We start from the raw sequence: 11943 nt of genomic DNA, 5'->3' as shown, positions 1-11943 counted from the left end.
ACTCATCAGAGCTTATGAGTGACAAAAGAGTGTTTGGAGTAATCCTGCTAAATCGGTGTTGCCGGTGGCAACTTAATCTGCCCCTGCGCAAACGCCAGAATTGATGGGATCAAGGTTTCAAACTGTTCGAACCCATGACTCCCCCCTGGCTGTATAAATTGCGGAGACTCGGAAAATTTCTCAACCGCCTCCCGGTAATCCAGTGTTTCATCCCCGGTCTGTGTTAGCAACAGATAAGCCTCAGGACGTGCAACCTTCTCACAGTGAAGTGCCAACAACTGTTCCAGATGAGTCTCGGTTAACATGTAAGATTCACCACTGTATAAGTTCTCATTGCGGCCAAGATATTGCGGCAATAATTCAAACGGTCGAACAGACGGATTAATTAATACGGTAGAAACATTGGAATAGTGTTCAGTCAGCCAGGTACTGTAATACCCTCCCAGTGAACTTCCGAGCAGAATTACCGGCCGATCCGCGTTTATTTCAACTAGCTTTTTAAGCTGCGCCATCGCCTCAGCAGGCCAATGTGACAGGTCAGGAATTTCAACCTGATCGCCACACCCCTGGCTTTGCATATAACGCAGAAACAGTTGCGCCTTCATTGATTGGGGCGAACTATTAAATCCGTGCACATAGATAAATAGTGGTGATTTCATCATTTTCCTCTGGGGAAAGAACTTACCGGAGGGAAACTCCCGGTGCAATAGCCAGCCCGATTAAGGGGATACTCTGATCAGACTCTGCTCAATCTGGCCCGAGGAGGACAAACAATAGCGGGCATATGCGGGCCGATCCAGCCGAGGATCACTCTCACGTTCAGACTCAACCGTTCCGACCTTGAACTGTCGTGCTGTAGCGGGCACAGAAAATAGACTGACCTGACCGCGCTGCATCTGCCAGGCCTGATGAACATGACCAAAAACCACCCCTTTGACCTGTGGATAACGTTCCACAACACTCCAGAACTGAGGAGCATTTGCGAGCATAATCCGGTCCTGCCAGACACTGTTCACCGACACTGGATGATGATGCAAGACAATGAGAACATGCTGATCCTTATCCGTCATCTCCAGTTCAGTACGGAGAAACTCAAGCTCAGGCTCCGACAACGCGCCACCACCGTGCCCATCCGGGTCAGCGGTACTGTCCAACATCAATAAACGCCAACGCCCCTTATCCACCATTTTCTGACCATATCCGCAACCGGCAAAACGGTACATCTCACCACTTAGGTCATGATTTCCCGGTATCCAGATACTCGGAAAGGGGAGTTGTTCGAGGTATTCGGACAAACGAGAATAAGCTTCGGGGGCATGGTGCGAAAGATCACCGGTGAGTAGCAACAGATCAGCCTGCTCATGGCGGATCTTTTCCAGCACTTGCAGGAAGCGCTGCTCTACATTCACTCCATGTAGAAGACTCTCAGGTGATGCCTGCAGGTGCATATCACTCACCTGTAACAGATGGAGATCGGCTTCAGCCACTAAAAACCGTCTCCATGGTATGTCCGTGGTTAAGGCACTCACTTAGCCACTCTCCGAGATACTCATTGAGCTGTACTTTCTCATCAGGCAGATGCATCTGCCGGTTCGGATAGGGGTAAGCTCCTGAGAGTTGTTTACGACGCTGCATGCAGATCACTTCAGCCATCGCCGCATCATGGTACAAACGCACCACCAGCCCCGGCGTTTCCAGCCAGGGGGAACTTTTCTCATAACTATGGCTAATCACAACCGTCGATGTGTATTTGAAACGCTCGTCCACTTTCAGACGAAGATAAGCCTGATGTTCCGGCCAGCTAACCTGGAATTCACGCTCGTCACAACTATCCAGATCGGGCAACAGTTTCATGATGCGGAGGTAATTTGCCTCGCACTGCGCCATCTGCCGACTGATATCTGGAATATATTTACGTTTCATCATCTACCTGTTTTTCTCCCCGATCAGACGGACCTGTCTATCCAACGCTGATCGAGTTCTGCTTGATTAAGCTGTAACCACTGCAACGCGATCATCGCAGGGGCGTTATTTATTTTTCCCGTTCTTACCAGAGAGAAGGCCTCTTCAGCCGGTAATCTGTGTACCCGGATATCCTCACCCTCTTCTGCTAAGCCATGAATCCCTTCTACACCGTCGGAATCCACCTGAGCACACAGGAGATCGATATACTCGCGAGTTCCTCCGGTACTGGGCATAAAACGCGAAATATGAACCACCTCGCCCAGTTCAGCTCCCGCTTCCTCGATCGACTCACGACGGGCAACATCCTCCGGCCCTTCGCCTGGCTCCACAATCCCAGCTACCAACTCAAGTAACCAGGGACCCTCCGGATTATCACAGGCCCCCACCCGGAACTGTTCTACCAATACCACCCTATGTCTTGGCGCATCATAGAGCAGGACACAAACCGCATCATCGCGCCAGAACAGCTCTCGCTGGATTTTGATCTGCTCGCCTGCAAAGGTTTTGTGGTTCAGGTGCAGTTTAAGCATCTTAAAAAAACCATCGTACAGGGTGTCCTGTTTATCGACACTGAAATCTTTTTGACCGTAGGTCGGCTGCCAATGTTCAGACATTGCTGTTGATCCGTATCACCGTTAGACGAAAAACTCACTATAGCAATCACTGGCTTCAGCAACAGCAGAACGTATATAATTGCTTGATATAAATTTAGATCCTATTCTTATATAGAGAGATTACCAAGTGAGTGAGTGTCGATGCACCTTCTGATTGAACATTTACCGCTGCTAGGCTGGCTCAAAGGTTATCAGCGAGAAACCTTTGTCAGCGATCTGATGGCAGGCATCATCGTTGCGATCATGCTGATTCCGCAAGCGATGGCGTACGCCCTGCTGGCAGGATTACCCCCTGAATATGGTCTCTATGCAAGCATCCTCCCGCTGTTTATCTATTCGCTTTTTGGGAGTAGCCGCACCCTCGCGGTCGGGCCTGTGGCGATCGCTTCACTGATGGTCAGCTCCAGTATCAGCTCGATTGCAGCACAAGGCAGTGAGAGCTACCTCAACGCTGCGATCAATCTGTCTCTGTTAGTCGGGGTGATACTCCTGATACTACGTAGCCTGCGACTCGGGGCGATTGTAAATTTCATCAGTCACTCAGTCCTCTCTGGATTTACCAGTGCTGCAGCTATTGTTATCGCCGTGAGTCAGATCAAATATCTTCTTGGACTCGACCTTCCCAGAGCATCACACGTAGATAAAAGCCTGAGTGATATCTTCACCCATATTACAGAGAGCAACACCGCCACCCTGCTTCTGGCAGTGACCGCTTTTTTCCTACTCTGGTACAGCAAAAACAGATTATGTTGCCAGCTACAAAGAGCCGGAATGCCTGAGTGGCTGGTGCAACCGATCTGCAAAGCAGGGCCAATGTTTGCGGTGCTATTCGGGTCAGTGGCTGTCTGGTTCTTCAACCTTGGACAACAGTATCATGTGGATACGGTCGGTATGATTCCTCAGGGCCTGCCCACAATCCAGGGGATCCATATCGATCTGGACCTCTGGCAGCAACTCTTTGTTCCTGCTCTGTTGATTGCACTGATCGGCTTTCTGGAGAGTGTCTCAGTCGGTACGGCACTAGCCAGTAAGCGCAAAGAGCGTATTGATCCTAACAAAGAGCTAGTCGCACTGGGGCTTGCCAATCTAGGCTCCGCCTTTAGCGGGACCTATCCCGTAGCGGGAGGTTTTGGTCGCTCAATGGTCAACCATAGCGCAGGGGCTCAAACCACAATCGCCTCATTGATCAGCGCAACACTGGTAGCGATTACGGTCGCATTTTTTACACCGCTGTTCTATTACCTGCCTAAGGCTGCACTCGGGGCTATCATCATCATGGCAGTGCTACCTCTGGTCGATCTGAAAGCATTTAAAAACTGCTGGCGGTTCAATAAAGCGGATGCCCTAACCCTTGCGGCGACCTTTATACTGGTGCTCTTTGCCGGTGTCGAGTTGGGCATTTTGGCGGGCATCACCCTCTCAATCGTGCTTTTGATCTATCGATCCAGCCAACCACATATTGCGGTGGTCGGGCGCGTTAAAGATACTGAGCATTTTCGTAACATCAACCGTCACGATGTGATCACAGAGCAGAGCACACTGGCCCTGCGAGTCGATGAAAGTCTCTATTTTGCTAATACCCGATTTGTGGAGGAGTTCATTTTAAAACAGTGCGCAGACAAGCCGGAGATCCGACAGGTTATCCTGATCTGTACAGCGGTTAACTTTATCGATGCCAGCGCTCTGGAAACGCTGGAACAGCTTATCCACAACCTTCGTGACGTTGGGGTCACCCTCCACCTCTCTGAAGTGAAAGGCCCCGTTATGGATCAGTTAAACAGTACCCCATTTGTTGAGCAGATGGGGAACGGGAAGATCTTTTTTACAACCGATGAGGCGATGCAGGAACTCGCAGGCGTCTGATCTACGCCTGCATTTGAGTCCCCTCCTGATCCTCTGCTACTCCAACTAAGCGCCGTCGTGACACAAACAGTGCACTTTGAAGACTTTTCTTCGCCTCTTTTTTTGCCACTGCCGCAAGCTCCGCGACCTCATGATAACTACTGCAACGATAGGGATCCGGATGCACAACACCGATCGCCAGACCCAGTATCGGGAAAAACGTCTGCCCACCCTGTCGATCAGTTGACCATATCCCTTCACTCTGAAGATCTTTCGGCGCATAAAAGCAGCGCACCTCATGATCAAAATCGCGCAGAATCCGTTCACAGATCAGCTTCCAATCGGGGCTCCGGAAGATAACTACAAAGTCATCCCCGCCAATATGACCGATAAAATTATTCCCCTGCCCCCCATGTCGGGTGAGTAGCTCACCCAGCAGACGGATCACCTGATCCCCCTTCGAATAGCCATAGCAATCATTGAATGGTTTGAAGTTATTCAGATCAAAATAGGCTACATGGAACTCTGCTGCCTGCTTCAACAAGCGATCCACCTCATTGTTAATCGGAACATTACCCGGTAACAGCGTCAGTGGATTAGCATATTGCGCCGTTTGAATTTTAAGCTCAGTCAGGCGTCTGAGCAGATCCCGCAGATTGCCCATACCGAGATAACAGCCCTCCTGTGTGATAATCAGCTCCTGCTGCAGCGCACTCTGTTCCTGATCGGTCAACATACGAGAGACCTCCACCAGACTCAGATCACTTTCGACCAGCAATACATCATCTGAGAGAATCCTAACTACAGGTTTTTTCTCATAGAGTGCACGGCCATACTGGGTCGAAAACAGCTCTAACAGATCTGACTTTCTTACCACACCGATCGGAGCGCCCTCCTGTATGACGGGTAATGAAACCATGTCAGGGTTCACACGAAAGAGTTCACTCACCGCCAACACACTATCATTGGGTGAAACCGAGGGTGCCTGACGCAGAAGAGAGAGGGCTGTTTCGCTGGTCTCCAACACATTGATAGGCTCAGCCCCATCAAATGAGTGTATTGCCGCGGAGGGTTGGGGATCAGGACTGGGATAGCCCAGATAGAAACCCTGTCCGATAAAGATTCCAAGCTCAAGTAACTCCCGCACCTCTTCCTGCCGTTCAATCCCCTCCGCAATCACCTCACACCCCATAGCATTGCTGATGTTGAAGATTGAGCGTACAAACTCACGTTTAACAGGATCGGTATCGATGTCAGACACAAAATGGCGATCGATTTTGACATATTCAGGTTTCAGTTCGGACCAGAGTTTCAGCCCAGAATACCCCGTGCCCAGATCATCCACTGCGATCTGAAAACCCATGTTGCGATAGTATTCCACTGCACCATTTGAGAGACCATGCTGATCAAAAGGGTGCTGCTCCGAGAGTTCAATCACGATGTCATCGATTGAGATCCCCAAATCCTGAAGCAGTTCGGCGGTAAAGCCTTCCGTATGCTCAGGCGTACCTAACAGGGAAGCACTGATATTAAGAAACAGTTTCCCCCCCGGTTTAAGCGCGGCAAATCGCTCCAGGGAACAGCGTCGACATAGTAATTCCAGGGTATGCAGCAGGTTATGCTCAATTGCTGTCTGAAACAGTGCGCCAGGAGAAGCCATCGCGCTCCCGGCAGGCCCACGAATCAAAGCCTCGTGCCCTATCACCTGACCCTTACGCATATCTACAATCGGTTGAAAGTGTGGATAGAGTGACTGTGACTCGAGTATTTCAAGCAGCAGCTTTCGGCGGTTTTCACGACCGACTTCGATGGACGGGGACAACATACGCTAACCTGTGAGATTGAGTGATTACAACCACAAGGCTAGCTTTTGTGTATTACATTTGGGTGAACATGTTTATTCAGGTTTCAGGCCAACGCCTCCTGCAGAGAAAACTGACGCAGCAGTTGAATCTCATCAGCCCAGATCGTTTCATCGATGGTTTCCAGCACCATGGGAATGCCACGGAAACGATCATCTTTCATGATGAATTTAAACACCTCAAGTCCGATCTCCCCCTGCCCCAGACTGTGATGTCGGTCCAACCGGGAGTTTAAGCCACCTTTTGAATCGTTCAGATGCATCCCTTTCAGATATTGGAAGCCGACGATCTGTTCAAACTGCTCAAACACCTCGGCGCAGCTCTCAGGCGTACGAATATCATAACCCGCCGCAAACATATGACAGGTATCGAGACAGACACCCACTCTGCGCTTATCCTCAACCCCAGCAATAATCGTGGCAAGCTGTTCAAAGCTAAACCCCAGATTACTTCCCTGACCTGCGGTGTTCTCAATCACCGCAACCACGGAGTCTGTCTGCGCTATCGCCCAGTTAAGTGACTCCGATATTTTAGCTAAGCACTCAGCCTCTGAAATCTTACGCAGGTGACTTCCAGGATGGAAATTGAGATAGACCAGCCCCAACTGCTCACAACGCTGCATCTCGTCCAGAAAAGCAGTCCTAGACTTCTCCAAGGCTTCCTCTTCCGGATGACCCAGATTAATCAGGTAGGAGTCATGCGGCAGAATCTGTTCGGGTTTCAGATTCAGGGCAGCACAATTTTTTTTAAATGATGCGATGGTCTTCGCATCCAGAGGTTTTGCTTCCCAGCGACGCTGATTTTTAGTGAACAACGCGAATGCGTTTGCCCCGATCTGCTTCGCATTGAGGGGAGCATTTTGCACGCCTCCACTGGCACTGACATGGGCGCCAACATAATAGGGCAACTGCGCACTCATTTTACTTCACCTGTTAATTAATTAGATCAAGAAAATAACAGCTCAGTTTTATAAAGGAAAGAGGCTACCTAAGCTCCTACAGCCAATTGCTGTGGCGTGTTGATATTCATGAGACCCTGGCCTAATGCAGACACATCCACCTCGATAACGGGGTATTGGCGATACCATCGATAAACCGCCCGCTGACCAGAGCGTAATCGCTCTTCAAGATCCTGATGGAAAGCGACCGGAATAACAGCGTGCAGATAGTGCGAGCGATTATCATCTGACAAGATCACTATCGAAGCAGGATTCTCTTCAGCCTTCTGTCTGAGCATCTCAAGCGCTGCACTCGCAATCAAAGGCGTATCACAGGGCATCACCATCAAGTGTGTGTAGCTACCGACGCAACAGTGCATCGCAGCCTGAACTCCGGCAAGGGGCCCGGGATAACCGGGTATCTGATCCGCTAAAGTTGGGAAGCCAAACTGGCGATAGCGCAACTCATTACGGTTGCAACTGATAAACAGCTGGTCAACGACAGGGGCCAGTTTCTGCAGGATCCAGTGCGCCATCGGTTTCTGGCGAAACAGGACCAATCCCTTATCCTCACCCAGCATCCGGCTCCCCTGGCCGCCGGCCAGCACGACCGCTGCAAGTGAAAACTGATCAGATCCTGTCATAGTGCAATCTCCCAATTAACCCAGTAGGGAATGGAAAGGGATGAATTCAAGCATATCTCCCTCTGCCACCGTAGTCTCTGCTGGAATTACCAGCAATCCATCTGATAAAACAGCCGAACTCAACACCCCGGAGCTCTGGCTGTGGGCAGGTGCAGCCACCCATTCACCCTCTTTCTGTAGCAGTGCAGCCCGTAAAAACTCTTCACGAGAGACTGACTTATGGCGGTTAAATCCACTTTTCACCGGATAACGCGCGGGGATCACATCCTGCACCCCCTGCATCCGCAGAAGATAGGGTCTGGCTAACATCAGGAATGTCACCAGCACTGCGGCAGGGTTACCCGGGAGACCGATAAATGGCGTGGAGCCGACCCGGCCATACGCCAAAGGTTTGCCCGGTTTAATCGCCAGGCGCCAGAGCATCAGTTCACCGAGCGCTTCAACCGCGGCTTTGACATGATCCTCTTCACCGACGGAGACACCACCGCTACTGATCACCAGATCCGCCTCATCGGCTGCGGCCTGTATGGCCTGCGTTGTGAGATCAGGATCATCCGGGACAATCCCCGGATAGATAATATCCACACCCAGCGGCGCTAACAGACCTTTCAGCGTATAAAAATTTGAATTATAGATTTTGCCCGGTCGAGGCGCTTCACCCGGCGACTGCAACTCATCACCGGTTGTCAGAATGGCAACTTTGACTCTGCGGTAAACGCTAACCTCGGCGACCCCCACCGCTGCGAGCACCCCCAGATAACGGCCATCCAGCAAGCTCCCCTTTTCAGCCACACACTGGCCTGGCTGAATATCCTGACCGGCAGGTCGAATATGATCCCCCTGTTCCGGTCTGAGCTGCAGCTGCACCTGATCACCAACCAACTGACACTGTTCCTGCATGATGACAGCATCTGCACCCGGTGGAATCTCAGATCCGGTAAAGATACGTGCCGCCGTCCCCGGCTGTAACACCTCCCCCTGCTCACCCGCGGCGATGCGCTGACTCACTGGCAACATCAGGTCTTCAGGTAGAGATGCCGTATTCACCACATAGCCATCCATCGCACTGTTATCCGCAGGAGGTACGGAGATGGGTGAGGTCACATCCTCAGCCAGGACACGTCCAAACGCGTCTTCCAGTTTAATGCTCTCCACGCCTGAAACCGTCTGCGCGGAATCGATCAACTGGTTTAGCGCCTCAGCAAAGGGACGTAACTTTGAATGTCCGGAATCACAACCACATGCACTCATGAAAGACCTCTATCAATTAGGAACGGCTTGCACAGGCAGTATCAACCTCTGGCATGACCATTTCAACAAAATTACAGGGGCGATGACGAGCATCCAGCTGTTCAGAAATCACTTTATCCCAAGCGGTTCTGCACGCTTTTGGCGACCCTGGCATCGTGAAGATCACCGTTCTGTTGGCCACCCCTGCAACAGCTCGGGACTGAATTGTAGACGTTCCAATTTCGGTATAGGAGATCTGCCGGAACAGCTCACCGTAACCATCAATCGATTTATCAAACAGTGGCGTCAGGGCTTCCGGGGTGGTATCTCGATAGGTAAAACCGGTTCCGCCGGTCACCAGCACGATATGCACTGCTGGATCAGCGATCCAGCGAGAAACCTCCGCCCGGAGCTGATAGATACAATCGGGTCTGATAGCCCGCTCATGTAGTCGGTGACCACTGCTTTCCAGTGCCGAGTGCAGAGTATCGCCTGAGGTATCAGTTTCTGCTGTTCGGGTATCTGAGACAGTCAGTACCGCAATACTCAAAGGCTGAAAAACGGCATCTTTCTTTGCATGACCCATGGAGGTACTCCAGATATTCAATCGTTAAATCTGCTGCTCAATAAACCTGAGCGCAGTACTAAAATCTTCAGCAGACGCTTTAACCCCGAGTTTCTTTCGAATCCCCAGATCGTAGAGCCGGATATGGTTATCCACAGCCACATCGATTCGGTTTAAGCAGGCCTCGGTACAGTGAAAAGGACAACCGTCTAAGGCGATCACCTTTCGTCCAGAGCGGGCGGTTTTCACTAACGCGGGCACCTCACCTCCCACTCCAGAGATGCAGGACATCTCAGCAAGCCCCCGATGATCTAAATTGAGAGCAAGATCATTAGCCAGCTGCGCCACACTGGAACAACCGGAACAGGCATAGATCAGCGGCAGTGTTTTACGCCCTTCCCTGCCATTCATAGCATCAGTTCCTTCAGACGCGGCACGCTGATGATCTTTAAGTGACACCCGTGGACCTCCAGTACCCCGTGACTTTTCAGTTCACGCATCACCCGGGAGAAGGTTTCTGGCTGCATCGCCAGACGGGCAGCGATCAACTGCTTCGCAACCGGTAGCTTTAACTCCACCTGCTCCTCATTCTCCTCAATTAATGTCAGCAAAAACCGGATAACGCGATGTGAAGCACTTTTCAGTGTCAGCGTTTCGATCTCAGCCATACTGTTCTGAAGGCGGCAAGCCATCGCAGCCAACACGCCAAAACAGCTTTCAGAGGAATCTCGTAACAGGCGTTGATAGACCTGACTACTCAGCGCCAGAACACTACTATGCTCTATGGCACTGGCATTGACCGGATAGTGGTGCTCAGCCATAAACATGGCCGCTTCCCCCACCGCAGCATCCTGATTCAGCACATTCATAACAATCTCACGCCCCTCTGTGGTTAGACGGAACAGTTTGACCCGCCCATGCAGGACGATATAGAAGCGCTCAGCATCATCACCCTGAATAAACAGGGTCTGATCGGAGTCAAGATCAACCAGTCGGGCATGTGCCATCAATGTCTGGAACTGCTGATCATCCAATGACGCCAGCAGGAGGTGCTTACGTACCTGCTGTTGCGCTTCTGCCAAACGCGCATCTTTATCTGAACGTGTGCAGTGCATCACTATCCCCCGGTCATATTCATAAACCGCAGCACCTGCGGTTGATCGTCAAATGAAAACTGGTGTCCTTCCGGGCGATGCTTAATCGCCTCACGAATACTACTCTCAAGGCGATCCGACTCCCCTGGATACCGGCGTAGGATCGCACGGAGATCAATGGAGTTCTCCTGACCGAGGCAGAGAAGCAAACGCCCCTCGGCTGTCACCCGTAGACGGTTACAGCTAGCGCAGAAGTTGTGACTGTGCGGCGAAATAAATCCGATCCGCCCCGGCTTACCCGGAATCCGGTAATAGCGGGAGGGCCCTCCCGTCGTATCAGTACTGGATATGAGTGGGTACTTGTTTTCAATGATCTGGCGTAGATCTTCACTGGAGCAGTACGCCTGCTGACGGTTGTGAGAACTGATCTGCCCCAGGGGCATCTCTTCAATAAAACTGATATCGATGTTGCGCTGCTGGGCATAGTGGATCAGATCCAGTACCTCATCATCATTGTGCCCCCGCATGACAACCGCATTCAGCTTGATACGTTCAAAGCCAACCTCTACCGCTTTATCGATACCCAATAGCACCTGATCCAACATATCCCGTCGGGTCATTTGGGCAAAGCGATCAGCTCTGAGGCTGTCCAGGCTGACATTGATCCGCTTTAATCCGGCCTTTTTTAATGCCTGCGCATAGCGTCCCAGTTGGGAGCCATTGGTGGTCAGGGTAACCTCATCCAGCCCTGGCAGAGCTGCAAGTTTGGAGATCAGGCTGACGATATCCCGGCGTACCAGTGGTTCCCCTCCGGTCAGGCGAATCCGTCTTATACCTAGATTTACAAATGTCTCACCCAGTGTCGCCAGCTCTTCCAGAGATAACACGCGGGCGCGAGGAAGGAAGGTCATCTCTTCAGCCATACAATAGACACAACGGAAGTCACAGCGGTCTGTAACAGAGAGCCGAATATAATCCAGCTTTCTACCATAACCATCGATGAGCTGATCTGCTGCGTCTGTCATACATAACCCCCGGATAAGTAAAGGCTCCTGTACTGCGGTCTAGTAACGTTGCGAGGGGACGTTAGGGTGCAATACAGGAGCCTTAAGCTGCTTTGATTATCCCAATCACTCCGGGACAGATGTATACCTAAGAGGTGGTAATTTTTAGGTGCATAGGGGATAGAT

Annotated in this window: 13 protein-coding genes; 1 reads left to right on the top strand and 12 read right to left on the bottom strand. The window is 51.2% G+C overall.

Translation table 11 applies throughout. The features are described from left to right. Positions 1-47 precede the first annotated feature (47 nt). The 4 genes from Q0882_RS08640 to Q0882_RS08625 are packed head-to-tail and all read right to left on the bottom strand — an operon-like array spanning position 48 to position 2579. Positions 48-659, bottom strand: coding sequence for a YqiA/YcfP family alpha/beta fold hydrolase (locus Q0882_RS08640; RefSeq protein WP_299180222.1), 612 nt, complete (start codon positions 657-659; stop codon positions 48-50). Positions 660-719: 60 nt separating this feature from the next. After that, the gene (locus Q0882_RS08635) at positions 720-1487 is read right to left on the bottom strand and encodes a metallophosphoesterase (protein WP_299180219.1); all 768 of its coding nucleotides are present in this window, start codon (positions 1485-1487) and stop codon (positions 720-722) included. Continuing rightward, positions 1480-1926: a DUF1249 domain-containing protein gene (locus Q0882_RS08630; RefSeq protein ID WP_366915921.1), complete on the bottom strand. Its 447-nt coding sequence runs from the start codon at positions 1924-1926 to the stop codon at positions 1480-1482. Before Q0882_RS08630 ends, Q0882_RS08635 begins: the two co-directional genes overlap by 8 nt. Before the next feature lie 20 nt (positions 1927-1946). Further along, on the bottom strand, positions 1947-2579 hold the full coding sequence (locus Q0882_RS08625; protein WP_299180216.1) for an NUDIX domain-containing protein: 633 nt from the start codon (positions 2577-2579) through the stop codon (positions 1947-1949). A gap of 141 nt (positions 2580-2720) precedes the next feature. Here Q0882_RS08625 and sulP point away from each other — a divergent pair, with 141 nt between their 5' ends. After that, positions 2721-4442: a SulP family inorganic anion transporter gene (sulP, locus tag Q0882_RS08620; protein WP_299180213.1), complete on the top strand. Its 1722-nt coding sequence runs from the start codon at positions 2721-2723 to the stop codon at positions 4440-4442. A 1-nt stretch (position 4443) separates the two neighbouring features. On the opposite strand, the gene Q0882_RS08615 is transcribed toward sulP, so the two are convergent. The 8 genes from Q0882_RS08615 to moaA all read right to left on the bottom strand — a co-directional run bounded on the left by Q0882_RS08615 (position 4444) and on the right by moaA (position 11778). Next, on the bottom strand, positions 4444-6246 hold the full coding sequence (locus Q0882_RS08615; RefSeq protein ID WP_299180210.1) for a GGDEF domain-containing protein: 1803 nt from the start codon (positions 6244-6246) through the stop codon (positions 4444-4446). A gap of 83 nt (positions 6247-6329) precedes the next feature. Next, positions 6330-7202, bottom strand: a complete 873-nt coding sequence (gene nfo / locus Q0882_RS08610; RefSeq protein WP_299180208.1) for a deoxyribonuclease IV — start codon at positions 7200-7202, stop codon at positions 6330-6332. Between the two features lie 68 nt (positions 7203-7270). Next, a complete protein-coding gene (gene mobA / locus Q0882_RS08605) occupies positions 7271-7864 on the bottom strand; it encodes a molybdenum cofactor guanylyltransferase MobA (protein WP_299180206.1) in 594 nt (197 codons plus the stop codon). 15 nt (positions 7865-7879) lie between these two features. Further along, on the bottom strand, positions 7880-9115 hold the full coding sequence (gene glp / locus Q0882_RS08600; protein WP_299180204.1) for a gephyrin-like molybdotransferase Glp: 1236 nt from the start codon (positions 9113-9115) through the stop codon (positions 7880-7882). 16 nt (positions 9116-9131) lie between these two features. Further along, entirely contained in the window at positions 9132-9680 is a 549-nt protein-coding gene (moaB, locus tag Q0882_RS08595; protein WP_299180201.1) for a molybdenum cofactor biosynthesis protein B, read from the bottom strand. 24 nt (positions 9681-9704) lie between these two features. Continuing rightward, positions 9705-10070: a putative zinc-binding protein gene (locus Q0882_RS08590; protein WP_299180198.1), complete on the bottom strand. Its 366-nt coding sequence runs from the start codon at positions 10068-10070 to the stop codon at positions 9705-9707. Beyond that, the gene (locus tag Q0882_RS08585) at positions 10067-10774 is read right to left on the bottom strand and encodes a Crp/Fnr family transcriptional regulator (RefSeq protein WP_299180195.1); all 708 of its coding nucleotides are present in this window, start codon (positions 10772-10774) and stop codon (positions 10067-10069) included. Before Q0882_RS08585 ends, Q0882_RS08590 begins: the two co-directional genes overlap by 4 nt. 2 nt (positions 10775-10776) lie before the next feature. Continuing rightward, positions 10777-11778, bottom strand: coding sequence for a GTP 3',8-cyclase MoaA (gene moaA, locus Q0882_RS08580; protein ID WP_299180192.1), 1002 nt, complete (start codon positions 11776-11778; stop codon positions 10777-10779). Between the last annotated feature and the right edge of the window lie 165 nt (positions 11779-11943).

Source organism: uncultured Neptuniibacter sp., from assembly GCF_947498015.1.
Lineage (GTDB): Bacteria > Pseudomonadota > Gammaproteobacteria > Pseudomonadales > Balneatricaceae > Neptuniibacter.
Note: the sequence above shows the minus strand (reverse complement) of the source record. Positions and strands in the feature narration are given on the sequence as shown.

What these genes read in the sequence shown, in the direction of transcription:
- moaB (WP_299180201.1), bottom strand. Translation starts at nt 9,680, where the DNA reads ATGGGTCATGCAAAGAAAGATGCCGTTTTTCAGCCTTTGAGTATTGCG.
- Q0882_RS08585 (WP_299180195.1), bottom strand. Translation starts at nt 10,774, where the DNA reads ATGCACTGCACACGTTCAGATAAAGATGCGCGTTTGGCAGAAGCGCAA.
- Q0882_RS08640 (WP_299180222.1), bottom strand. Translation starts at nt 659, where the DNA reads ATGAAATCACCACTATTTATCTATGTGCACGGATTTAATAGTTCGCCC.
- nfo (WP_299180208.1), bottom strand. Translation starts at nt 7,202, where the DNA reads ATGAGTGCGCAGTTGCCCTATTATGTTGGCGCCCATGTCAGTGCCAGT.
- moaA (WP_299180192.1), bottom strand. Translation starts at nt 11,778, where the DNA reads ATGACAGACGCAGCAGATCAGCTCATCGATGGTTATGGTAGAAAGCTG.
- Q0882_RS08630 (WP_366915921.1), bottom strand. Translation starts at nt 1,926, where the DNA reads ATGATGAAACGTAAATATATTCCAGATATCAGTCGGCAGATGGCGCAG.
- Q0882_RS08625 (WP_299180216.1), bottom strand. Translation starts at nt 2,579, where the DNA reads ATGTCTGAACATTGGCAGCCGACCTACGGTCAAAAAGATTTCAGTGTC.
- Q0882_RS08590 (WP_299180198.1), bottom strand. Translation starts at nt 10,070, where the DNA reads ATGAATGGCAGGGAAGGGCGTAAAACACTGCCGCTGATCTATGCCTGT.
- Q0882_RS08615 (WP_299180210.1), bottom strand. Translation starts at nt 6,246, where the DNA reads ATGTTGTCCCCGTCCATCGAAGTCGGTCGTGAAAACCGCCGAAAGCTG.
- sulP (WP_299180213.1), top strand. Translation starts at nt 2,721, where the DNA reads ATGCACCTTCTGATTGAACATTTACCGCTGCTAGGCTGGCTCAAAGGT.
- glp (WP_299180204.1), bottom strand. Translation starts at nt 9,115, where the DNA reads ATGAGTGCATGTGGTTGTGATTCCGGACATTCAAAGTTACGTCCCTTT.
- mobA (WP_299180206.1), bottom strand. Translation starts at nt 7,864, where the DNA reads ATGACAGGATCTGATCAGTTTTCACTTGCAGCGGTCGTGCTGGCCGGC.